Here is a 23,800-nt window from a genome sequence, read left to right as displayed (position 1 = left end):
CGGGCGGTTCAGTAAGGGTCTTTCTCGAAAAGGCCGTTCTTTATGTTGACGGGGTGGGCGCCGCCGCCCTCAAAGTCCCCGAGGGAGCCGTCATCCAGGACCCTGAAATGGCCCTGGCCCTCCTTGCTTCCCCTTATCTTATAGACCTCCAGCCTGTTCTCGCTGAAGGTGAGAGGAGTATTTTCCCTGAGGACCTGGGGCCTTCCGTGGGCGCTCAGGAAGTAGGCGCAGCCCTCCTTGTCGTTTTCGGAGCCTGACCAGATTTTTCCCGTCCCGTCGGCCTCGACGGTGACGGCAGCCTTCTCGTCAAGGGCTATCACCCTGGGCTTTTCAGGATCCTGCGGGTAACGCTCTTCAATCATCCTTGCAAGGAAAGTGGCTGACCTTCCCATCCGGTCCCTCTTGTGAAAATGAGAGTCCGTGATGACGTGGGTCATCCCGGGCATGGCGAGAAAATCCGCCCTGAGCGTCACTTTCTCGTGAAAGGGGTTCTGGAGGGCCTCGCATGAAGTGACGCCGTCGTTCTCGGCGGAGTAAAAAAGGCCGGCCATGCTGTGGCAGCCGGCGCTCGTGCCTCCTATGGGCACCTTTTTCTCCCCGGCGAGGTGGTTTATGGCATCTTCAACCTTGGTGCCGTTCCAGTACTTGTAATAGTTCCACTGGTCGCCGCCGGCGATGAACAGGGCTTCGGCATTTCTGATGGTCTCAGCCGTATAGGCAGAGTCAGCCTTTTCACGGCTGTCGATTACCAGGGTCTCTACGGAGTCCACACCGCCCAGCTCGCGGTAGATGTAATCGTTGTAGTCGCTTGAATCGGTGGCTCTTATGACCACAAAGTCGCCGCCGCCGGATTTCTTTATCATCCATCTCATTGCGCCGTCCACTTCGGTGCTCCCGCCCATCAGGCAGAGGCCCGGTTCTGCCGGCGTGGTGACGTCCTTCCTGCTCCCCGTGAGGTAAGTAGTGATGCCGTCAATCACTTTTTTTTCAGCGGGAGCCCTGGCCGAATTCTTGATCTCGACGGTATCTTTTCCCGCGAGAAGCTCATCGCCGCCGCCTGGCTGCGGGGTGGAAGCCCCTGCCTGATGCCATTGAATGCTCTGCTCTACCCTTGATATCTCCATGACTGCCTGTGTCCTCTCCGGGTCTCCCTTCAGTATACCTCCCCCTGCGGGTCCAATCAATAAAAAAATTGTTAATATACTGACGGCAGATCTATTCATAGCCCCATGATCTCAGAAGATCCCTGCGATCCTTCCATTTCTCCTTGATCTTGACCCAGAGGTCGAGATAGACTTCCTTCCCCGTGTGTTTCTCAAGCTCAGCGCGGGCAAGCGTTCCTATCACCTTGAGGAGCCTCCCCCCTTTGCCGATGATGATGCCTTTGTGGCTTTCCTTTTCAACATAGATGATGATCCGGAAATAGAGACTGCCCGCTGCTTTGCCTTCGCGGAATTCCTCGGTGTGCACAAAGACTCCATGGGGCACTTCCTGGCGGGTTTTTAAAAGAATTTTCTCCCGGGTGAGCTCTGCGGCGAAGAGCTCCATGGACTGGTCCGTCGAGGTGCCTTCGGGGAAATAGCAGGGGCCTTCGGGGAGGTGCGTGAGCAGCACTTTCTCAAGCTCCTCGAGGCCTGTTCCGGTGAGGGCGGAAACGGCGAAAGACTCCATGAAAGAGGCAAGCTCATTATATTTCTCACGGCACGCGGTGATTGCCTCGGCAGCTACCAGATCCACTTTGTTAAGCAGGAGAAAAAGCTTTTTTCCCCCTGCGGTGATGGCCTTCAGGATTCGTTTCGCCTGCCCGTCCTCATCATCGCAGGGTTTTGAGGCGTCAGCCATAAAGAGGATCACGTCGGCTTCATAGCTCTCCTGGCGGTAGATTCTCTCCATGAAGGAATCAAGCTCGCTCCTGGGCTTCCTTACGCCAGGGGTGTCCACGAAGACCATCTGCCAGCCCTTCCCGTTTTTTATCCCCATTATCCTGTGCCGTGTGGTCTGTGGCAGGGGAGAGGTGATGGCCACCTTCTGCTGGACCAGGGCGTTCACAAGCGTTGATTTCCCCACGTTGGGCTTTCCCACTACGGCGATGAAGCCCGAGTGAAAGCCTCCATAGTCAAGTCCTGCTGAAAGGTCCAAGGTTACTTTTTCTCCTTCCGGAAGCTCTCCTGCTCTCCGAGGGGAAGCTTCTCGAATTCGCCTATGTAGCGGAGCACCGCGTCGGACCAGCCATCAATGTGGTGCCATGTGCCGTAAGCTATGCCGTTCTTGTAAGAGGCTACATTGATCAGGTAGTTGCGCCTGCCGAAAGCCCTTGCTCCCGCCGGCTCATCGCCCTTGGCTATGCCGCAGTCCTGCTCGTCGGTAATCACGATTATCCTGTCGGCGTCCTTTTCTTTCTCATAGACATAGTCCATGACCTGCTTCAGAAAAATCCCGCCGCCTCCAAGGGGCTTCGTGAGGCTATAAATGGCGTCAGAGAGTGAGAAACCGCGCCTTTCAGGAACGCGCTCTGTCGCATGCACCCTTCTGCCGTCATCTCCCGCCGTGGCATAGATAACGGGCTTTTCGCAGAGCTCCCGCACAAGCACGGCAAGTGCGCAGGCAACCTTTGCCCTGTCCATTTCGGAGTGCGCCGACACCCTGCCGTAGTACATGCTTCCTGAGACATCTACGATAAGGATTGTCTTCCCAGGCAGCTTTTCGGCCCCCTCCAGGCTCCTGAGCATGGCTTTCTCGATGGAGCCCTCCCACTGGGGAGCGTGGCGCGCTGCCGAGACGAACCTGAAGGGGAGCACTCTCTCCCCATGGATATGCTCCAGGGCATCCTTCACAAGCTCTTCGTCAACTTTCGCCTCAAGCATATTCCTCAGGTTCCTGAGAAGCGCCATGGCGCCGAGCTTTTTTTCCCTGAGAAGGCGCTCCCAGCTCTCCTTTTTGTCCTTGCCTGCCGAAAGGTTCACCTCCCACGTATCAGGCGCTTCCAGGGTTTTCCCTGCCAGGCGCTTCCATATCTCCGCCTGTTCGTCATTCCGGGGCTTGGGGTGCACCAGGAACATCACGTCGCGGAGGGTCACCAGGCCGCCGCGGTTGTACTTGGCAAGCTGGTAGGCGTCAAACCTGGGGAAGGCCAGGGCGAGCCCTTTCTTTACCTGTTTTGAAAGAGGCTTTTTCCCCTCATTCCAGTAAAGGGCAAGAAACTCGCCAAGCTCATCGGCGCGCTGGATTATCTCCCCGAGGACCTTGGCGACGAAGGGCCTGTGGCGCTCGGAACGGGCCATCTCCCTCGCTATCAGGAGGGGCATATGGCGGAGCTTCATCTGAATGCGGGCTTCAATGGCAAGCGCCGCGACCTTTTCGGGCTCCACCCTGCTCACGAGGGACTGTACGCGGCTCGCGATGCTCTCGCCCTCTTCGTAGAACTGGTCTTCCCAGAGCATTGTGGCGAGGACCGAGCGGCGGAGCTCAAGTTCGGGGGAGATTTTTACCGCCCTGGCCCCTTCATGGGTCCTGGGAGGAGCGGGATCTTTCCTGTTCATCCTTGCCATTGTCCCACCTTCTTTCCCCTGAAAAGCACAGGGATATCTATATACTGATGCCGGGGAACAGGCGGAGCAGGCCGTTTTTCCGACGAAGTATCCCGCTCCTTCACCACCGGCAGCCCAATTATAACCGCCACCGGAAGCGCTGTCAATAGAGAGGGGGAAGCGGAAGGCCTCAGCTTTTCACCACTGATTTGATGTAGTTCTGTATGTGGGCCCGCTGCTTGGGGTCATTCCCGGCGAACTCGCCGCCGTAGGTGTAGCCTGCCAGGTCCTTGCGCTCCCACAATACGGTGATGATGGATTTGACGACTATGCCGCCGGCGTAAAGAGCGAGCTCAAGCTTTGAACCCGGTTTGAAGGGCTCCCGCGCTTCGAATCTCACGCCGCTCATGCTGATCTCGGTGAGCCTTATCTGGGCGGGAGGGCGGCCGGCAGAGTAAATGAAGGTGGATTCACTTATGGAAGTGCGAGGGGCCTTTCTCTTCTCGGTAAAAGCAGGCTTTTTCTCCTCTACGGCAACCTCTTTTTTCCTGAAGAGGGCATCAAGCAGTCCCATTGTGGCTCCTTCCGCGACCAGTTCTTCTTCTCGTGCTCTTTATAGGGTTTTTACCTGCACCATTGATAGTTATTTTTCAGCCCCATTATACCATATGGGCATGGCCGCGTCCATCGGCCCCCGGAGTGATATCATGAGATCTTGATGAGCTCGTAGCTCATTGAGCCCAGGCCGATTTTTTCCCCATGGGCTATCTGAATCAAGGCGTCCTGCTTGGGATGGGAGAGCTCAGCCACGCTTTTCCCGAAGGCCCTGGCGGTGAGGTCAAGCGTTGCTTTGTCTATGGCCACGGCATCTGTTGAGGCAAGTACGCCTATATCAGCGACGAATCTTTCGTCGGTGTTCATGCAGTCGCATTCCGGTGTCATACCTGTCAGGAGGTTGATGAAAAGGCACTTCTCTCTCTTGTTCAGTATGACACCCAGGGCATATTCGGCCATGCTTTTCTGCATGAAGCCCGCCTCCTTGCCCCAGTCGTACTTGATGGCGTCATAACGGCAGACGGCAAGGCATTCTCCGCAGCCGATGCAGCGGCTGAGGGCAATGAAAGCCTTTCCCCCCTTTTCGCTTACCGCCTGCCGGGGGCACCAGCGCAGGCACTTGCGGCAGAAGCGGCAGAGCTCTCTGTTGACTTCAGGCTTCATTGCCGAGTGCTGCCTCATTTTCCCCTTTCTGCTCGCCAGGCCCATTCCCAGAGTCTTGATGCAGGCGCCCAGCCCCGAGACAAGATGGCCCGTCACGTGGGCCACGGCAATGAGGCCGTCAGCACTTATAATCTCGCCGGCAATCTTCACCCTGTCAAATAGCTCGCCATTGATGGCAACCTCGGCTTCCGTGTTTCCCAGGAGCCCGTCGGCCATGATGAAGGGTGCCCCGGTCTTCTCGATACCGAAGCCATGCCGGTGGGCCAGGAGAAGGTGCTTCACGGCATTCTCGCGCTCGCCTTTGTAAAGTGTTGAGGTCTCGGTGATGAAGGGGTTTCCCTTGCACTCCCTGACCTTGTCCACCAGTTTCTTTATGATCTGGGGCCTCATGTAAGTCTTGGACATCTTTTCGCTCACATGGACCTTGATTGCCACAAAATCCCTTTCATGGAGAGCCCTGCCGAAACCTGATGCATCATAGACTTTCGCCGTGGCCTTTGCCTGCTGCACCGCCGATGCGCCATCACTGAGCGGGGCAAAATATACTTCTGAAGCCATTTCTGCACCTCACATTCCATAAGCCTGCTTGATCAATTCCAGGATTCTTTGGAGCAATGCCATAATTCTTTATACAGCAACAGTCCTTTCTCCTTTTTCCTTATGGCCCATGGCCGGTTGCCGGCAGGGGAGGGCCATGGATTCAAGGCAAAGAAAAAAGAAGCAGATATGCTTCTTTTAGAATTCTTTGATCGCCTGCTTATGAAAAAGTGAGGGTCAGCCTCTTCCCGCGAGGAACTCATCGGTGACCTTCTTAAGCTCTTCATATTTCACATAGCCGGAGAAGCGCTTCACTTCCTTTCCGTCCCTGAAAAAGAGCGTCGTGGGGGAGTGCTCCACCTGGAACTCCCCGGCCGTGGCGGGATTACCAGGCCTGTCCATCTTCCCGGCCATCAGCTTCCCTTCGTACTGCGCTGCAAGCTTTGACACCACCGGTGCGTATGCCCAGCAGTTTTTTCAGGTGGGGTGATAGAAGTTTACCACCACGGGGAGCGGCGCATTTTTTATGAAGTCCTTGAAATTCATGTCGTTGAGATCGGTCACATGCTCGTCAGGATCGGCAGGGCCTCCGGCTTTTGCCACCTTGCCTGCTTCCGAGGCATCGCGGGCTCGGGGCGATGGAATGAGCTGAGGCTCACTGGCGCCAGGTCCCATGATCTCTGCCCTGTCAATGACGGAGGGAAGCCCTCCTTCCCCTTCCTTCAGGGGGACGTGGCCATTGGGCCTGGAATGGATTCCCGCGCTTTGTTTTACTGAGATTTGTTCCATTGTGCTTCCCTCTTGCTGGTAATGGTCTTCTCCTATTATAGCCGATTGCCCTCTTCACTGCAAGGAGGCCCCGTTCTTGAAAAATCGGTATCGCCGGCACTCGCATAGCAATAGAGGCATTTATGTCCGCATGTGGAGGCGGTACCTATATCCCTGCTCACCGTACAGAGGCAGAGCTCCCGCTGACCCGGATCCTTCCTGTATATCCGCGCCCCCTTTTGATTCTCCGGGCCGTCATTATCTGCAGGGCTCCTCATGATGCTGCTTATGAGCCTGTCGTCAATGCATTTCCCAGGATCGATCCCGCACCCCTCAAGATCAAAGGATTCGCTGCAGCTTGTCATCGCTATCCCCTCACGGCGCGCCATCTCGTTAAGCTCTCTGATGAATGGAAGAAACTCAGCTTCTCTTTTCAGGCGCTCCTTGGTGAAGACCTTTATGGCAGAAGTCTTTTCCAGCATGGAGAAGCGGCGGCCCACCGTCCTGTAATGATCGACAATGCTCACTATCACCCTTTCCGTGAAGCCTGAAAGCCTCTTTGCAAGGGAGAGGAAATTCCTGCGGTGAAAATCGTATCCGGTGACAGTGCTGATGATTATGGGATCGTAGCGCCAGATGACACGGTGGCTCCCGTAGCGTCTGGAGAGCTCCGTGAAGGCCCCGGTGATCTCCTCTCTCCGGCGGGCCAGAGCGGGCTCAAAAACCTCAGGGTAGCCGTTGAGGGTGAAAAGGAAATAAAAAGAGTAACGGCTCTCGAGGAGGGGTAAAAGCTCTTTATGAGCAAGGAGAGGAAGGGGGTTCTTGGTCCAGAAGACAATGGCCTCCACCTCCGCCGGAGAGAGCGAGATCCGAAAAACCTGGCTCTTCCTGAAGGGGTTAGCCACAGTGCAGTATCCCTCTTTGAGCCTGCCGGTGAGCCATTCAGCAAAGAATGCAGGGATATCGGTCCGCCTGCTGGCGCTTATGATGGCCTTTTCGCCCATGGGTACTCCATCGGGGAAATCAGGGAATGTAATACATGGGATTGGGGAGCTTTACGTGGTGCTCTGCAAAGCCTCCTGCCAGGTCGCTCTGCTGGTCGCCTATGTTTACCACAATCGTGTAGCCCTTTTCCGCCAGTTTCTTCCTTTCGCTGGCCTTGAAGCCTGCCGCAGAGGTGCCAGAGTAATCGGGAGGGCACATGATAAGGCTCTCATAGCCGGCGTATCCCGCCTTTTCAAGGTTTCTCTCCGTATCGGCCCGCCATGCCTCGTCCCTCCCGGTGATGAAGAAGACCGCAAAGCCGCTTTCCTTCGCTTTCCTGAAGAACATGAGCGTTGCCTTCAGTGCCGGCGCCTCCGCTTTCCTCACCCAGTCAAGCCATGAGGGCTCATCGGGCAGGAAGGCGAAGTCCATGCCCGACAGATAAGGGTAATTTGTAAGGCAGGTGTCGTCAATATCAAAAACTACGGCTGGCTTTTTGCCCTTGAATGAAGCGAGGTGCTTCAGGGCCTCCGAGAGAGCTTTCTCGCTGTCCCGGTCCCATTGTCCCGAGTCATGATACAGCTTTATCTCATGTTTCAGCAGCGAGAGGTTGGGGATATCGGTCTTTACCGCCTCTGCAAAGAGGGGCTCCCCCTGGAGGATCAGCATTATTGCTGCCATGGCAAGAAAGCGATAGAAGGAGTGAAGTGTTTTCATGGGTTCTTCCCTGCGGGGCTTCTCCCTAGCCGTCGCGGACAATCTTGAGAAGGAGGTCGGCACGGACTTCTTCGCATCTGTCTGCAGGGACCTGGCACGTGCCTACCTGGTGGTGCCCTCCTCCGCCGTATTCCCTTGCAATGGCTCCCACGTCTGTCTTTGATGACCTGTTGAGAACGCTGTGCCCTATGGCAAAGGCCACGGTGTCCCTCGTCTTTCCCCATATGACCCTCATGGAGATGTTCACTTCGGGGAAGAGGGCATACTCGACGAAACGGTTCCCCACGAGAATCTTTTCCACTTCTCTCAGGTCGATGACCAGGCAGTTCCGATGAACCGTGGCGTTTTTCTTGATCATTGCCTCGTATTTCTTCTGGTGCTTCTTGTACCTGTCAATGCGCTCCTTCACGTCGGGGAGCTCGAGTATCTCTTCGATGGGCTTGTTGCGGCAGTATTCGATGAGGTCTTCCATGAGCTTGTAATTGCTGATAGTGTAATCCTTGTATCTCCCCAGCCCTGTCCGGGGGTCCATGACAAAGGAGAGGAGCATCCACCGCTGGGGGTCCAGAATATCCTCGATGGTGAGGTCACCGGAGTCGCTCTTGTCCACTGATACAAGCATCTCCTCGTACTGGGGATACTTTGCCTTGCCTCCGTAAAATTCATAAATGATCCTGGCGCAGCTTTTCTCAGGCCTGCTTTCCCCCTTGAATTCAGCGCCGAAAAGATCCATCACGTCATTTTCACTGGAGTGGTGATCAAACCACATTCCGCACCCGGGCCAGTAAGGAATATTGGCGATGACGTCATTCTCCGTGATTGCCACCTTCCCGTCCTGGACGTCCTTGGGATGGACAAACTGATAGGAGTCTATTACCCCCGACTCTTTAAGGATCACGGCGCATATGAGCCCGTCGAAGTCTGACCGCGTTACAAGTCTCATAAGGCACTCCTTTACCTCGCAAAGATACTTCACCTGGCACGTACCGACTGTGTCAGTGCCTGAAGCATGATATTTTCACCGCCGGAATCAATTTTCCTTTTCCCCGGGATCACCCTTAAAAGGCCGGGGGGCCTGAAAGTATTGATGATAAAGGATATTTCATTGAGAAAATGAATCATAAAGTGAAAAGGATGCCTTACCGGGAAACAAGAGAGGCCCTGGATCCTCCAGAGAGCCAGGCACCCGATTTATCCATTGTTCAGGGAAGATGCCTATGAAATTCAAGTTTGCCGAGCTTGTGAGCGTGGAAGAGCTTCAGCATCTGATGGAGCTTCTGCTGGAAGCGGCGGGAATCAGGATTGGCCTTCTGGATGCCGAGAATAATATCCTTGTGGCCACGGGATGGAGCGATATCTGCACGAAATTTCACCGCATCGATCCCCGCACGGAGGCGAGGTGCAGGGAGAGCGACGAGTATATCAAGGCTCATCTTATGGAAAAACCTTACATCGCCTACCGCTGCAGGAACGGCCTGTGGGACGTGGCTTTTCCCCTCATTATCAACAGCGAGCACATGGCCACCATGTTCACGGGCCAGTTCTTCTATGACGATGACCTTCCCGACAGGGAATACTTTATAGGCCAGGCAGGCGAGTTCGGCTTCGACAGGGAGGCTTACCTTGAAGCCCTTTCCAGGGTTCCTGTCTATTCCCATGAGCAGATAAAGCGGAACATTGAGTTTCTGAGCGCCTTTGTCGATCACCTTTCCCTCGAAGGCCTTGCAAACTACCGCCTCAGGGAGGACATCGCCCTCAGGAAAAAGGCCGAGGAAGCCCTCAAGGAAAGCGAGGGCAGGCTGAAGGCAATCCTGGACAGCATCACCGACTTCGCCTGGCTCAAGGATACCAAGGGCAGGATGGTCGCCGTCAACGAGGTGATGCTGAAGTTTTACGGCAAGAAAGCCGGGGACATGGTGGGGAAGAGCGATTTTCAGATTTTTCTGCCCGAGATAGCAAAACAGTTTGTCGCCGACGACGCGAAAGTCATCTCATCGCAGTCCGTTCTGGAGACAGAGGAGACATTCACCGATAATGAGGGGAAAACCCACTATTTCAGCACTATCAAGGCGCCGGTGTTTGACCACGATGGCAATATCAACGGCATTGCCGGCGTTGCCCGCGACGTGACCTCTCACAGGGCGGCAGAGGAAATAGTGGCAATGCAGCGGGATCTCGCCGTGGATCTCAGCGCCGTTGCTGATTTTGACTCTGCCTCTCTGCGCATTCTCGAAGCCGCGCTCAAGCTTGAGGGAATCGACGGCGCTGCCCTCTACCTTCACCAGGAGGATACCGGCGGTCTTGTGCTTGCCTGCCACCGCGGCTTTTCCAAAAACTTTATCCAGGCCATTTCCCAGTTTACCGGCAAAAATCCCGATCATTCATTGCTCCGCAGGGCGCAGCCTTACTACGCCAGTATTGGAGAGCCCTCATTGGATCCTTTTATGAAAAGTCTCTGTAAAGACGAAAAGCTCAGGGTGATGGCAATAATCCCGATAATTCACGAAGAGAAGCTCCAGGGCTCTTTCAATATAGGCTCAAGAAGCTCAAGGGAAATTCCCGCTCTCACCCGCGGCGCCCTTGAAGCCATCGCGGCAATGGTGGGTGGCATAATAGCGAGGATAAAAACGCAGACGCTTCTTCAAGCATCGCTCCTTGAAAAGGAAGTCCTTTTCAAGGAGATACATCACCGGGTCAAGAACAATCTCCAGCTTATCTCAAGCCTTCTGAACATTCAGGCTCTCCATGTTGACGATCCTCAGCTCCGCCAGGCTTTTAACGAGAGCAGGCATCGGGTGCGCTCCATGGCCCTGGTTCATGAAAGGCTCTACCAATCGGGCAATCTGTCCCATATTGATTTTGGCGAGTATCTCAAGAAGCTTGTCGCCAATCTTTCCAGGGCATACGAGAAGGCAAATGTCATATGTTCCGTAGATGCAGAGGCTGTCGAGCTCGGAATAGATACAGCCATCCCCTGCGGCCTCATCGTGAGCGAACTCATGACCAATGCCCTTAAGTACGCTTTCCCGGGCGACTCCGGGGGGGCTGTGACTGTCTCGTTGAAAAGGGGCCAGGGGGAAAGTCTGAAGCTTGCAGTGAAGGACGACGGCGTAGGCTTTTCCGGCGAAAAGGACTTTTCCAGAATTTCCTCCATGGGGCTCCAGCTCGTGAACGATCTCGTGCAGCAGCTTGAGGGCTCCCTGGAGCTGAAAAAGGGGAAGGGAACGGAGATTACCATCGTTTTTCCCCGCGATACTGCTGATGCTCCCCTGATCAAATAACGCTCAAGACTCATTGCAAGGGAGGAGAGTATGGACTATTTTAGCACAGGAAAGGCCCGGGTAGCGGTAATTATGTGGCTTGCCTTGCTGCTGGCAGGCCTTCCCGCTTTTCTGACCGAAGGAGGGCGGCAGAACGTTACCCTCCTGGCCTTTCTCCTTACGATTGCCCTGGCCATCTGCGTTATCCTGACCACCGCGAAGACCCGCGACAAGGTGGAGCCTTCGGTATTTTTCATAAGTATCCTCATCTTTGTGATGGATCTCTCCTGGATCTCTTCTTTTTCTCCTGTCAGGGAGCTGATGGTATTCATGATGATAGTGCTGCTCATAGGCACGGCCTTCTGCCTGCCGACTGCCGAGGTTATCGTTCTTGCCTGTGTCATGGCCGTTATGGAAGGGGTTTCCGCCTGGCTCCCTTCCAGGTCTTTTGCCTTTCTCCAGAATCCCTTCTTTATAGTGAGCGCAGCTTCATATCTTGCCGTAGGGATAGTGACGAGCATCTTTTCCCGCGTGTGCCGTCATGAACTCAGCCAGGAGCTCCGTCAGGAACTCCATCAGAAGCTCAGTCAGGAGCTCCGCCAAGAGCTCAACAAGGAGCTCCTGATAATCGACGGAGAGACGAAAATGCTCAAGAAGGCTCTCACGGAAACGGGTACAAAAAAGGAAAAGGTTGAAAAGGAGAAGCAAGAAATCGAGAAAATCAGGGAGAAGCTTAAGGAAGAGGTCGCCTTGAGGGAAACCCTTCATAAAATCACCCTCGATCTGACACAAACGCTTGACAGCAGCGTCATCGGCTTTCAGCTCATAGAGCACCTCGGGGATTCTCTCGCCTTCGAGACCGGCGGAGTTTTTCTGCTTAACAAGGAGAGGAACAGGATTTCCTGCGTGGCGGCCAAGGGGCCCTATGAAAGAGAGATGGAGGAGCAGCTCAATGACCTTGCCGGCTCTATTCCCTCCATTGTGATAACGAAGAACGAGAGTGTTATCGTTCATAATCTTGCAGGTGACCCGCGCTTTTCTGCCCTGAGCTCTTCCACCGAGGTGAAGTCCGCTCTCTATGCCCCCATTACCCTTGACGAAGAGGTCTATGGCGCTCTGTGCCTCTGGAGCTGCGAGAGGATGGCTTTCGCCGAGGAGAAGCTCGGCATATTCAAGTCTGTCATCTATGAGGCGGCGAGGGCTTTCAAGAATGCCGAGGTTTACCGCGTGCTTGATACGAGGTTCAACTTCATCGTCACCATCTGGAGTGCTACGAAGAAACTGGCCTCGGTGATAGATCTCTCCCTCTCGAGCAAGAATGTGCTCAGGCAGGTTCTTGAGACCATAAGGGTGCTTTTTGACGTGGACGGCGTGATGCATTACTTTTACGAGCCTACAAAGAAGGCCTTTATCCCTTTTGTCGTCACGTCGCAGGGAATCATCCACAACCCGGATCTTATGGCATCGGCAGGAATCGCGGCCGAGCATTTCGGGCAGCTTGTCATGAACGTGAAGAAAGTTGAGGAAGGGTGTCTCCTGGAAGCCCCGCTCCATGTGCCCGATGTGAGCTTCTCCACGCCAAAGGGTAAGGTATTCTCGACGGTGGCGAAGATTTTTGATGTCACCTCTCTTTACTGGTACCCCCTCAAGGGCAGGGAGAACGTGCTGGGCGCCCTGGTATTCCTGTTCAAGACCGCCAGGGAATGGACAAAGGAAGAGTCCCAGTGGGTTGATATCTTTTACAACCTTTATACGCTGAGCATAGAGAACCTCGAGCTTGTCCAGGACCTCGAGGGGAAGGTGAGGGACAGGACCAGGGACCTTGACAACGCTCTCAGGCAGGTCCAGAAAGCGTCGCTTGAGACAATCTACCGCCTTGCAAGGGCCTCGGAGTTCAAGGACGAGGACACGGGATTTCATGTGCTCCGCGTCGGCCACTATTCCTACACGGTGGCGCAGGCCCTGGGCCTGGACAGGGAGTTCATGGAGAAGCTTCTCCATGCCGCTCCCATGCATGACGTGGGGAAAATAGGCGTGCCTGACAGTATTCTCCTCAAGCAGGGCCCCCTGGACGAAGAGGAATGGAAGATCATGAAGGCCCATGTGACAATCGGTGCAGAGATACTTGAGGGCTCCGACTCAGATGTGATCTCCATGGCATCCATAATAGCCATGAGCCATCATGAGAAATGGAATGGTAACGGCTATCCCAAGGGGCTCAAGGGAGAGGAGATCCCTCTTGAGGGGCGTATCACTGCCATTGCCGACGTCTTTGATGCCCTTGTGTCAGTAAGACCCTATAAGAAGTCAATGCCTGTCGAAAAGGCCGTGGAGATCATAAAGAAAGACAGTGGAACCCATTTCGATCCCACCGTCGTCGAGGCTTTCATGAAATCCTTCGATACAATCCTGGAAGTACGGGAAAAGTTCAAGGACTGATGGTTTCCGCCATATGAACGGGCTCGCCCGATTATTTACAATTTTTTAGCATCTGTTACAAAATAGTCACTCACAAGCCCTTGACCAGGTGCTATAATCTTTTCAAGGGAACTGGCGAGGTACTTCAAAGTCCATGTTCCCGATGTTTTTCCCCGTGAAAGGAGAGCCACAGAATGAATATTTCCGCACAGCCGGTGCAGGTGACTTCTGGAACTGCGCAGCCTCTTCCCGCGAGAGGGGAAGAGCCGTCAAATCCCGCAGCCGCTCAGCCGAAGGACTCCTTTGAGCCTTCGCATGAGGAATCAACCCTCCACAAGGTAGGGAAGAACGTGCTCTGGGGCCTTGGCAAGACCGCCGAACTCGGTTTCAAGGGGGGAGTGCTTCTCGCCAAGGGCATCGGGATAGGCTCATACCGGCTTGCCAAGGGCTTTGTCAAAGGCGTGGCCAATGTCCAGGACAATCTTTACGGCAAGATGGCAGGAATTGCCGGCGTGACTGCGATACCCTTCGGCGTGGCAGGTGCTGTTTTCGGCGGAACAGCGCTGGGAGTGCCCGGCGCCATTGCGGGAGGGCTTGCATGCGGCTTATGGTGCCACACGGCAGGCGGTGTATACGGCGCAATGAAAGAGCTTGTGGCTCCGGGAAAATAAGCTTTATCATGCCCGATCAGGAGAGAGGGGAGAGCCGGCGGCCTCCCTCTCTTCTTCGCTTTCAAAAGGGTTGGTCTTCGTGAAGTCAGGTATAAAGAGGCGGCCTGTATTCCTCCCCTGGACATAGAGATTGGAAAACCCCATGGAAAGGGCCTTTTTTATGATCTCCCCCTTTCTTCGCCTCTCCAGGGGTTTTCCCATCAGAGGGTTCCCCCGGGCTTTGAAAAGGGGGAGATACTGGCTCATGAGGGAGAGGGGCACCTCAGTTCCCAGCTCATCCCTTATCCAGGCAAGAGTCTCTTCGGCGCCTTCAAGACGGGAGGGAAGGAGAAGAATTCTCACGAGAAGCCCTCTGGCGGCTGTGCCCCTTGCTGTGGATACAAGCGGGCCTCTCTGGCGGTACATTGCTGTTACCGCCAGCCTGTTATGAAAAATATAGTCCGCTGTGCCTGAAAGCTCCTGCGCCTGCAAGCCGCATGCATATTTCATATCGGGAAGGTACACATCCACAATACCTTCAAGGAGTTCAAGGCTCTCCGCGGAGAGATAGCCGTTGGTGTTGTAGACCACGGGCAGGCTGAGTCCCATGCCACGGGCTTCTGCAAGCGCTTCAATGAGGGCGGGGATATGGGGCGTGGGGCTCACCCATTCGATACAGTGGCATCCCTGCCCCTCGAGGTCAAGAAAACCGGCGGCAAGGTCACGGGGAGGCATTTCGTGGCAGGTCCCGCCGTAATGGCTTATCTGATAATTCTGGCAGAAGATGCACGCCATGGTGCATCCTCCCAGAAATACCGTCCCCGCCCCGCCGCTTCCCGAAAGGGGCGGCTCTTCACCGCGATGGGCCACAATCGCCGCAACCGCCGCTTTTTCACTCTGCCGGCAGAACCCCCTTTCGCCGGAAAGCCTGTTCTTTCCGCACCTTCTCGGGCAGAGCCGGCAGGAGCGAAGTATTTCCTTTGCCCCCGAGATTTTCAAGGAGAAATCTTCGGCCGAAAGGCCTAGATATGAAGGCCTCTGCAAGAGCCTCACTCTGAGAGATTGAAAACGCCTGCGCATCGCCTTTCCTTCTTTGTCAGAAGAGATAAGCATCAAGCCATGGTGAAGAGTTACGGGGGGCTCGATTGCTCCAAAGGTGATTCTTTTATGCCATAGTCTCTTCTCCCTCTTTTTCTTGGAAAGGGAAGGCTATCCATGAACGCTCCTCATTGCGGGATGAGGGGACGTGGAGGAAAATGGCCTTCAGTGGAAAAGCATGTGATCCTTGATATTTCTCCAGCAGTGCAGAGATGAAGGGATTCTCGGCAGAAGGGTCCGGGGGGCTTATGAGAGTGCCGGCATCAATGCCCATCAAAAGATTGTGAGGTTCGTTCCATGAATCAGAGAGCTTCGTTCAGGCAATTGAGAGGGACTCTTGCCGCATTTGCCGCTTTTTTTTGCATGCTTGCGCCTCCGGGATGGTGCAGTGACTCGCAGGCTTTCATCACTCAGCCTGTCATCGAGAGTACCGTGAAGAGCCTTGCCGCCAAGGCGGAAGGCGAATCGCCGCGCGTGAGGAAAGGCGTTGCTGCCGCTGCCCGTCTCTGGCGCCATGATGACGGCGATTCCGGTGCTTTCACGCAGTTCTGCCTGGATAATTTCGTGACCGATGAAAAGGAGAGAGAGCGTTTCCTGGCCCGCTGCGAGCAGAACCTTGAAACCCTTGACGGCTGTCTTCATGAGATCTCAAGGCAGTTCAACGAGGCCGTGCAGCTCGACAAGGGCCCTATCATGGCCATAGACAGGCTTTTTTCCTCCTATTCCACGACGGCACACCTGAGTGATGACTTTTTTTCCACGAAGACAGCCTTTTCCATTCTCCTCAACTTCCCGCCGGTGGCCTTTGAAGAGCTGCAGCGCGAGGGGCCGCGGTGGTCAAGGCGGCAGTGGGCGGAGGCGAGGCTCTCTGACCGTTATATGACCCGCGTGCCGGCGTCGGTGAGCGCCAAGGTAAGCCTTGCTTATACCAAGGCTCAGGATTATGTCTACAATTACAAGATTTATATGGGGAAGCTCAGGATGCCGGGGGGAAGCCATCCCTTCCCTGAAGACCTCAGGCTTATAAGCCACTGGGGCCTCCGCGACGAGCTGAAGTCGCTTTACGGCGATAAAGACGGCATGGCGCGCCAGGAGCTCATCGTGAAAGTGATGGAGCGCATCATAAGACAGGAGATCCCCGGGGCCATCGTCAACAGCGAAGCCTTCGAATGGGATCCTTACGGCAATATCCTTTACAAGGACGGCCGGGCAGTTGAGGGAAAACCCGAAGCGAAAGGGAGGTATCACCACCTGCGTGAAATCTTCAAGTCCGCAGAGCTCGTGGATCCCTTCGTGCCGGAAAGGCCCACCCTCATCAAGAGAACTTTCGAGGTGGAGATGGAGATCCCCGAGAGCGTTGTGGAGTCTTACCTGGTGCAGGTCCTCTCATCGCCTCAGGTAAAGAGAACGGCCCGTCTTATAGAAAAGCGCCTTGGGAGGAAGCTCAGGCCTTTCGACATATGGTATCCCGGCCTGAGGCCCGTGAGCTCCACAGGGGCCGAAGAGCTCGACGGGATTGTCGAGGCACGCTATCCCACGGTGGCCTCATTCCAGGCCGATCTTCCCCACCTGCTCCGTAAGCTGGGCTTCACCAGGGACAAGGCCGAGTTTCTGGCCTCCCATATCGTGGTGGACCCGGCCCGCGGGGCGGGCCACTCCTCGGGGGCCGAAAGGCGCTCCGACTGCGCCCACCTTCGCACGCCCTTTGTCGCGGGGAAGATGAACTACGAGGGTTTCAACACGGCCATGCATGAACTGGGCCACTCTGTCGAACAGGTCTTTTCCCTCAACGGGATAGATCACACGCTCCTTGCGGGCGTGCCGAACACCGCCTTCACCGAGGCCTTTGCCTTTCTGTTCGAAACCCATGACCGCGAGCTGCTGGGGCAGGCTCCCCCGCCGGCGGGAGCGGGAGCCCTTGCCACCCTCGACACGCTGTGGTCCACCTATGAGATAGCAGGCGTCTCCCTGGTCTCGATGAAGGCCTGGCACTGGATGTACGACCATCCCTCGGCAACGGAGGCCGAGATCGGCGAAGCCGTCATTGCCATAGCAAGGGAAGTATGGAACACCTATTTTGCCCCTGTGCTGGGCGAGAGGGATTCAATCCTGCTTGCCGTCTATTCCCACATGATATACAGGGATCTCTATCTTCCCAACTACCCCATAGGCTACCTGATCCAGTTCCAGCTCGGGCAGTATCTCGAAGGGAAAGACCTTGCCGCCGAGATGGAGCGCATGTGCATCCAGGGCTGCCTCACGCCCGATCTCTGGATGCGCCTGGCCGTGGGGGCGCCCATTTCGCCTGAGCCTCTCCTCTCAGCCTCGGAGAAAGCCCTGCATGAGCTGGGGGAATAAAAAAAGAGGGCTTTTGCCCTCTTTTTTTATGTCGTGCACCTGGTTACTTGTTGTGGGGTCTCATTGAGCCGTCAGGCCAGATGGTGACCTCTTCGGGCTGCTGCATGGCCCCGGTGTCGCCCTTGAGCGACGAGAGCATCTCGTCCCACTTGGTGTCCTTGGCGAATCCGAGGTTCTTGTATCCGTAGCCCGGGCCGGAGGCGCCTACCGTGGTGGGCGTGTAGATTGATATGCCGTGGGAATCGGGGTAACTCTGGGGGTTGCTCTCGTTGGCAATGACCATGGTATTTACCGCTTCCATCATCCCCTTGGCGGCGTTCTTGACGTTTTCATCGGTGATGGACTTGGATTTCACAATTTTGTCGGCCATATCGTAGGCATCGCGGAGATCCTTATAGGGAGTGTAGCCGCTCCCGTAGTTCTCAGCGGTCTTGATTGCGCTCTTGATGGCGGTCTTGTCCTTGGAGGCGATGATGGCCTCGGCAAGGGTGTTGGCCGAGCCTGTGAACTCGTTCATTTTGGTGAGATCGAGGGCAGAGAACGTCGGGATGTCATCGTTGTGCTGCTTATTCACATCGACAACGATCTTCGCGAACTCTGCGGGTGTGGCATCGAGCTTCATCAGGCGCATCCTCTCGAGGGCCTCGGTGAGGGTCTTGCCGCCGAGCATGGGGCTGTAGGTCCAGCCCGGGCCCGATTCGCTCTCTTCCGATGCAAGGAGGATGTTGGCATTGTCCTTGAGCTCGTGGGCTACCTCGGCCTCGGCCATCAGGCACGCGTCAAAGCCCACGATGTCAATCTTCTTGCCGGTGATCGCCTCGGCATCTGCAAGGGCCTGCTTGAGCTGAGGCGTGCTCATGAATCCGCCGTCGCTGTCGTCGGCCATGGCTCCCGTGAAGCCGCCGCCATGATCGTTCAGAATAAGGGCCACGTTCTGGGCGGGGTAGTTTTTCACGCCCCACACGATAAAATCGGTAAGGGTCTTGGGGTTGGACATGTCAACGGCGCCCATGTCCTGGAGCGTTTTGGAGCCGAGCTGATCAGGCACCTCGTCCTTGGTGACATAGAGCCGGCGGCAGTTTGCCCATCCCCCGTCTATGTCGCTGGGATTGCGGCCCCTGTCCAGCTGCGTGAGGATATGCGTGGTGGGATCGGAGCCTGCAAGCTCCATGTTGTCCACATTGCGCACCTGGTAAGGCTCCAGGTTGCAGTCGGCGGCGACATAGTTCATGATGAGCCATTTCGCCTTGGGCTGCTCATTCTGCCGGGACTTGCCGAGCTGTACGCTGTCCCCTGCCTGAGCCGGCTGCTCTTCCTTCTTTTCCACCTGAGACGGGGTCCCCAGATTCACCATTGGCTGACTTGCTGCTGCTCTTTGAATGCTGTCCATACTATTCCTCCTTGTAATTATACCCCTGTACCTCTATGAAATATTATACCAGAACAGGAGCCCCTGGAGATATTGCCAAATTGTTAACAAATGGTGAAAGCAGGTCTTCCTACCCTGTTTTCAAGATCGTCCTGAGGCTCCTGATGAAGCCCTTTCTGAAGAAAAACCTCACGAGAGCCTCAATCCCCCTCAAGTGCATCCTCATTTCAAAGTTGAGATGCTTCAGGCGTCTTGTCCGGCCCCACTGGCGCTCCAGTTCCTTGATCATCCCCTCAAAATGCCGAAAATGTGCTCCATGCTCCTCCTCGACAGCCAGGAGGGCCTCTTCTGCCGCTTCCGGGTGAGCGCCCCTGAAGGGCATGGCAGCAGCCGCGTCCTTCCTGAAGTAATAATCAGGGTTCTCGAAGACTCCGGAACCTCCCTGATCACCCAGGACGGCATAGAGTGACCATTTGCCCATGATCTCTCCGGGGTCGGCAAGGTAGCCATAATGGAAGTAGCGGTAGGGCAGGGCGAGGCGCGTCCCCCGGAGGTTCACTGGCTTTTCATGGACCTTTCCCTCCCATGTGATGTCGGTATTGAAGCGGAAAAGCATGTTATGGCGGCGGTCAAGTGACAGATAATGGCGGGGGGTGAGGTAGAACTGGTAGAAATAGCCGTCCACGATGCCTATGTGGCGGGGAAGGGCGGGGAGGATGCCCCTGGTGAGGGCTTCAATAGAGGGCGGGTGCACCTCGTCGGAATCAAGGTACAGCACCCATGTCCCCTCAGGATGGTGCTCCCTCAGGTAGTCAAGGCAGAGGGTCCTGCAGGGGCCGAATCCAAGGAACTCCGAGGGGATCACCCGGACCCTGTTCTCGCTGAAGAGCATTGAGCGGCGCACCGTCTCCATGTTGGGGGAGTCCCCGAGAGCGCTGTTGTCGTTGAGCACGAGCAGATCGATGCCCTTCGAGACGCTCTCCATGCATGCACCCAGGAAGGGCTCGGTTTTTTTCCCTATTATCATCACCGCGGCGACAAAGGGCCTGTCTATCGGCGGAGTCACTTCAACCTCCACAGGAATATGCCTCATAAGCCTGAATGGCACTCTGCTCCAGTGAAGCATCTTCATCGCCGCAGGGGCATTTTCCTCTGCATGGGCCTCCGGCTGAGGTAAGGCCGCCTGCCTGCCTCTGCCTGGAAGGCTTCACGGGGCGGGCTCCTGCAAAGGCTTCACTTCCTCGGGTTCGTCCCTGACCGTAAGGAACGTGGTGAGAAAGGCGAGGGCGACGACGAGCATCCCCCATGTATAAGCGTTCCTGATGCCGTCCAGAAGGTATTCCCTGGGGATCTGCAGATGCTTGAGGGATTCCCCGTTTTTCATGAGAGCACCGGGGATGGAGAGGGCGAAGAGAGTCTCAAAGAGGCACACGCCTATTGCAGAGCCAAGGTTGGTGACGGTTTTCATCAGTGCCGAGGCGGTGCCCTGTTTGTCAAGGGGGGCGGCGCTCATGATCTGGTTGTTGTTCGGCGAGGTGAAGAGCCCCATGGAGGCACCGAGCCACAGCAGAAAGAGTATGGCGGGGAAGAGGCTCTCCTGCCCCAGGCTCCGTGAAAAGTAGAAGAAAGCCGAGAATGCCAGCAGCATTCCCGCGCTGCAGAGGATACGCGGCGAGATGGTGTCGGAGGCCTTTCCTGCCAGCGGGGCCACTATCATCATAGTCACGGAGCTGCACATGATGATGAGCCCCGCCTTGTCGGGATGGAGGCCTTTCACCAGCACGAGGTAGAAGGGAATGAGGAAAGAATTTCCCGCCATGAACACGAACAGGAAGAAATTGGCAAGATTGCCGAGGGTGTAGTTTCTCACAGCGAAGATTCTGAGGTCCAGAAGGGGATCGGCGCACCTGGTCTCCCAGACCGCAAAGGAGACAAGCATGACGAGCGAAAAAGCGAAGCACGCAATGATTGGAAGCGAGTTCCATCCCATCTCCTGGCCCATGTTGAGGCTGTAAAGAAGGGCCGCGATTCCGGAAAAAGAGAGAAGCACGCCCGGGATATCAAAGTAATGAGAGGTGGTTCCTGCCGGTGATTCCCAGGGGAAGTGCCTCCTCACCATAATGATGGCGGCTATTCCTACGGGGATGTTGATGAGAAAGATGCCCTGCCACGATAGATGGGTCGTTATCAGGCCTCCAACAGGGGCCCCCAGGCTCAGCCCGAGGGCAGCGGCTGTCGTAAGGGCTCCGAAAGAAGCGCCTCTTATATTATGGGGCAGGAAGCGCGGAATGAGGGCCGGCGGCACCGAGTAGAGCATGGCTCCCCCCAGGCCCTGGATGATTCTTGAAAAAACAAGCATGGGTATGGAGCTTGAGATTCCGCAGAGAAGAGATCCTGCAGTAAAGCAGATGAAGCCCCAGAAAAAGACCCTGGTGAGCCCCAGCCTGTCTCCCAGTTTCCCAAAAAGAGGTATGGTGCTCGTGAGCACGAGGAGGTAGACGATGACAATCCGGGCTACGATGCTGGTGCTCACGTTGAATGAGTGGGCGATGACGGGCAGCGAGATATTCACGATGGTGCTGTCAAGGACGCACATGAAGGCGGCAAAGGTGGTAGTGAAGATTATCCAGCGCTGCCTGGTCCTGTCCTGAACGATGAGATCTTCCATCGGGTGGGCTCCTTCAGTGCGTCTTCTGGAATTCTTCACTGAGACGCTTCCGGGCCAGCTGTTCCAGGTGGAGGCCAAGGCCCAGGCTCTTGCCTGGAATCAGGCCATAGGGGTAATTCATAAGGCTGTTCTTTGTGGAGCGGTAGATGTGCTTCTCTCTGCCCCTTCCCCCTTCAAAGATGCCTATCTCCAGGTCCATCAAGGGCTCATGGCTTCCCCTGGGGATGAATTTCCTCCCGGTGCGGTAAGCCTCCTCGTCAATGCTGTCCATCACGCCGGGTGCGCCGTAGCCGTTTCCCATAAGGTGCCTCCAGGGGCAGTTGCGTTTTACGTAATCATACTGGGCGGCGGGGGAGAGCCTGATGAATCTCTCTTTTGTAATGCCTCCCCTGTCGCCCGCGCTTCCAGGAATAAAGAACTGTCCTTTCCCATCGGCGGTGCTCCATGAGGTGTCGTCATAAATGCTCCCGGGACCGCTGATCTCGTCATAGAACTCAGGTATGGAATGCATGAGCTCATGCACATGGGTGACTATCATGTCATCCCACGAGAACCAGGGATGGAGCGTGTGCCAGACGGTGAAGGTGGCCGTCCTTCCAAAGGAGCCGCCTCCATAGCCGTAGCGGGGATTCTCCCTTGGATCGACGTTGGCGAGAAGAACCGCGCAGATATCCCTGTCGCCCCTGGTGAACCTTCTCCCTGACTCCCTGGAGAAGTCTTCCATCACCGTGTTGAGGGTGCCGCTCAGGCACTGCCAGACATCTTCATTGGTGATGGTCTGCGGTGATTTGCCGATCCTCGGCACCGTATCATAGATCCAGAAGTTGAAGTAATATCGGCAGCCAGGATCATTGTAAGGCTTCATCTGCAGAAGCCCCCGTGCGTTCTCTCCCTTGAGGGCGATGAGTTCGCAGGCGATCCTTCTGAACTCCTTGAGATCGTGGTACCGGGCGCCGACAAAAATGAGGTTCAGCCTCTTCTTTGTCACGTCGTTGTGACCCTCGTACAGCTCCTGGACTTTTCGCGTGCTTTCCCCCGGGGCCGAAGCGGCACAGGCCACCCCGGAGCCTGCAGTATATGCGGGCAAGGTCGTGAGGAACACTGCCGCCAGGATAAGGGCATGGAGAAATGAGGGGGCTTTTGCATTCATAGAATCTCTATTGGTGTTCAGGAGGTTTTTTCCTTCTCGGGAGAAAGGTTAGCCACCGCCTTCAGAGAACTTATCAATGGGACCGGCTACTTGCATATTGTTGCAGAGAAAGAGGGGTTCTTCTTGGAGAGAGAGCGCAGGCACCTGCCTTCCGGCATCCAGAGGCTCATCAGCGAGGCCGCTCTTGACGAAGCCTTCATGGAGCGCTTCTTCGCCGACAGGACCGCTGGAGCCATTGAGTGCGGCGTGAAGCTCACTCCCTCGGAGGAAGCAGTGCTCAGGGCAGTGCCTGATTCGCAGCTCAGCGCCATGATAACCGAGGTGAGGGCTTTTTCCATTGAATCGTTTCCGGACGGGACATGGCAGACAGCGGAAGGCCCATCTCATGATGAGCCCGGGTTTTTTATCACCGGCATCGATGCAGAGTATCCCGGTGAGGATGAATTTGAGAGAGCGAGATCTTTCGGCCTGACGGCAGAGGTGGCAGAATTCAGCGACCCTGCGAGAATACCATTGCCCGGGTTCAGTGATGATGAGCTCAAAGAGCTGTTCAAGGAGCCTTCCCCCGAGCTCCAGGCATTTTTCAGGGATCTTACCGCTGATTCCGCTCAAAAGGAGAGCCGGTCCCCCCAAGACCTCCTCTCTGCCCCTGATACTGAGTTGAGGAGCCCCTTTCCGGATGAGGGCCTTTCTTAGGGAAAACCGCTTTGTCCGCCGCTCCCTGCGAAGGATGCGGTTCCTGCCGCTCAATGAAGAGCGTAAAATAATTCTCCCGGGGGGCCTGAGGCTTAAGAAACCTGGAAAATAAAGGAGGGATATCATGGCTTTTGGACCTTTCAATGATTTTGAAGTGAGCGAGGAGACACTTGCAGAGTTCAAGCGGATGCTTGCGGAAGATCCCCTGAAGAGCCTGGTGGGGAGGTTCATGTATTTTGTCAAGCAGAATCCGGATGCTGCCCAGCAAGGCCTCACTCAATGAGGACCGGTGTGGGGGTGAGATAGAGAGTGAGGCCCGGGCCGAGTTCGACGGGATTTTCGACAGCATAAAGCTGTTGAAGCGTTGAGAGAGCAATGATGT

The 23,800-nt window shown here is 55.7% G+C and carries 20 protein-coding genes and 1 pseudogene; 6 read left to right on the top strand and 15 right to left on the bottom strand.

The window, feature by feature from the left end:
• Positions 1–8 precede the first annotated feature (8 nt).
• The 10 genes and pseudogenes from RDV48_25105 to RDV48_25060 all read right to left on the bottom strand — a co-directional run bounded on the left by RDV48_25105 (position 9) and on the right by RDV48_25060 (position 8,694).
• Positions 9–1,124, bottom strand: a complete 1,116-nt coding sequence (locus tag RDV48_25105) for a cyanophycinase (GenBank protein MDQ7826105.1) — start codon at positions 1,122–1,124, stop codon at positions 9–11.
• A gap of 91 nt (positions 1,125–1,215) precedes the next feature.
• Positions 1,216–2,139 (bottom strand): GTPase Era, encoded by a 924-nt coding sequence (gene era, locus RDV48_25100; protein MDQ7826104.1) that lies wholly within the window; start codon positions 2,137–2,139, stop codon positions 1,216–1,218.
• A gap of 2 nt (positions 2,140–2,141) precedes the next feature.
• Positions 2,142–3,548, bottom strand: coding sequence for a TROVE domain-containing protein (locus RDV48_25095; protein MDQ7826103.1), 1,407 nt, complete (start codon positions 3,546–3,548; stop codon positions 2,142–2,144).
• A 169-nt stretch (positions 3,549–3,717) separates the two neighbouring features.
• A complete protein-coding gene (locus RDV48_25090) occupies positions 3,718–4,101 on the bottom strand; it encodes a PilZ domain-containing protein (protein ID MDQ7826102.1) in 384 nt (127 codons plus the stop codon).
• A gap of 131 nt (positions 4,102–4,232) precedes the next feature.
• Positions 4,233–5,303: a DUF362 domain-containing protein gene (locus tag RDV48_25085; GenBank protein MDQ7826101.1), complete on the bottom strand. Its 1,071-nt coding sequence runs from the start codon at positions 5,301–5,303 to the stop codon at positions 4,233–4,235.
• A 216-nt stretch (positions 5,304–5,519) separates the two neighbouring features.
• A pseudogene (locus tag RDV48_25080) lies at positions 5,520–5,744 on the bottom strand (thioredoxin domain-containing protein).
• A gap of 15 nt (positions 5,745–5,759) precedes the next feature.
• Positions 5,760–6,071 carry a hypothetical protein gene (locus RDV48_25075; protein MDQ7826100.1) on the bottom strand — a complete coding sequence of 104 codons (312 nt, stop codon included), beginning with the start codon at positions 6,069–6,071 and terminating at the stop codon, positions 5,760–5,762.
• Between the two features lie 35 nt (positions 6,072–6,106).
• Positions 6,107–7,054, bottom strand: a complete 948-nt coding sequence (locus RDV48_25070) for a DUF1848 domain-containing protein (protein ID MDQ7826099.1) — start codon at positions 7,052–7,054, stop codon at positions 6,107–6,109.
• Positions 7,055–7,073: 19 nt separating this feature from the next.
• Positions 7,074–7,751, bottom strand: coding sequence for an HAD family acid phosphatase (locus RDV48_25065; GenBank protein ID MDQ7826098.1), 678 nt, complete (start codon positions 7,749–7,751; stop codon positions 7,074–7,076).
• Positions 7,752–7,776: 25 nt separating this feature from the next.
• Positions 7,777–8,694, bottom strand: coding sequence for an exopolyphosphatase (locus RDV48_25060; protein ID MDQ7826097.1), 918 nt, complete (start codon positions 8,692–8,694; stop codon positions 7,777–7,779).
• Positions 8,695–8,968: 274 nt separating this feature from the next.
• Between RDV48_25060 and RDV48_25055 the strand changes: the two genes are divergently transcribed.
• The 3 genes from RDV48_25055 (at position 8,969) to RDV48_25045 (ending at position 14,100) form a co-directional block, all read left to right on the top strand.
• Positions 8,969–11,032: a PocR ligand-binding domain-containing protein gene (locus tag RDV48_25055; GenBank protein ID MDQ7826096.1), complete on the top strand. Its 2,064-nt coding sequence runs from the start codon at positions 8,969–8,971 to the stop codon at positions 11,030–11,032.
• A 30-nt stretch (positions 11,033–11,062) separates the two neighbouring features.
• Complete coding sequence (locus RDV48_25050; protein ID MDQ7826095.1) at positions 11,063–13,450, top strand: HD domain-containing protein; 2,388 nt, start codon at positions 11,063–11,065, stop codon at positions 13,448–13,450.
• 173 nt (positions 13,451–13,623) lie between these two features.
• Complete coding sequence (locus RDV48_25045) at positions 13,624–14,100, top strand: hypothetical protein (protein ID MDQ7826094.1); 477 nt, start codon at positions 13,624–13,626, stop codon at positions 14,098–14,100.
• 6 nt (positions 14,101–14,106) lie between these two features.
• Here RDV48_25045 and RDV48_25040 read toward each other — a convergent pair whose 3' ends face one another.
• Positions 14,107–15,078, bottom strand: coding sequence for a radical SAM protein (locus tag RDV48_25040; GenBank protein MDQ7826093.1), 972 nt, complete (start codon positions 15,076–15,078; stop codon positions 14,107–14,109).
• A gap of 396 nt (positions 15,079–15,474) precedes the next feature.
• Between RDV48_25040 and RDV48_25035 the strand changes: the two genes are divergently transcribed.
• On the top strand, positions 15,475–17,535 hold the full coding sequence (locus RDV48_25035) for a hypothetical protein (GenBank protein ID MDQ7826092.1): 2,061 nt from the start codon (positions 15,475–15,477) through the stop codon (positions 17,533–17,535).
• Positions 17,536–17,578: 43 nt separating this feature from the next.
• Here the strand turns inward: RDV48_25035 and RDV48_25030 are convergent, their stop codons facing one another.
• The 4 genes from RDV48_25030 to RDV48_25015 form a co-directional block, all read right to left on the bottom strand.
• Positions 17,579–18,925, bottom strand: a complete 1,347-nt coding sequence (locus RDV48_25030) for a clostripain-related cysteine peptidase (protein MDQ7826091.1) — start codon at positions 18,923–18,925, stop codon at positions 17,579–17,581.
• Positions 18,926–19,034: 109 nt separating this feature from the next.
• Positions 19,035–19,982: a hypothetical protein gene (locus tag RDV48_25025; protein ID MDQ7826090.1), complete on the bottom strand. Its 948-nt coding sequence runs from the start codon at positions 19,980–19,982 to the stop codon at positions 19,035–19,037.
• Between the two features lie 129 nt (positions 19,983–20,111).
• A complete protein-coding gene (locus tag RDV48_25020) occupies positions 20,112–21,572 on the bottom strand; it encodes a DHA2 family efflux MFS transporter permease subunit (protein MDQ7826089.1) in 1,461 nt (486 codons plus the stop codon).
• A gap of 13 nt (positions 21,573–21,585) precedes the next feature.
• Positions 21,586–22,722 (bottom strand): hypothetical protein, encoded by a 1,137-nt coding sequence (locus tag RDV48_25015; GenBank protein ID MDQ7826088.1) that lies wholly within the window; start codon positions 22,720–22,722, stop codon positions 21,586–21,588.
• Between the two features lie 123 nt (positions 22,723–22,845).
• Here RDV48_25015 and RDV48_25010 point away from each other — a divergent pair, with 123 nt between their 5' ends.
• Both RDV48_25010 and RDV48_25005 read left to right on the top strand, forming a co-directional pair.
• A complete protein-coding gene (locus tag RDV48_25010) occupies positions 22,846–23,418 on the top strand; it encodes a hypothetical protein (GenBank protein ID MDQ7826087.1) in 573 nt (190 codons plus the stop codon).
• A 124-nt stretch (positions 23,419–23,542) separates the two neighbouring features.
• Entirely contained in the window at positions 23,543–23,701 is a 159-nt protein-coding gene (locus tag RDV48_25005; protein ID MDQ7826086.1) for a hypothetical protein, read from the top strand.
• Positions 23,702–23,800 lie beyond the last annotated feature (99 nt).

Source organism: Candidatus Eremiobacterota bacterium (assembly GCA_031082125.1).
In the GTDB taxonomy this organism is placed as follows: domain Bacteria; phylum Vulcanimicrobiota; class CADAWZ01; order CADAWZ01; family Ess09-12; genus Ess09-12.
The sequence above is the reverse complement of the archived record's forward strand: the minus strand, read 5'-3'. Positions and strand labels throughout refer to the sequence as shown.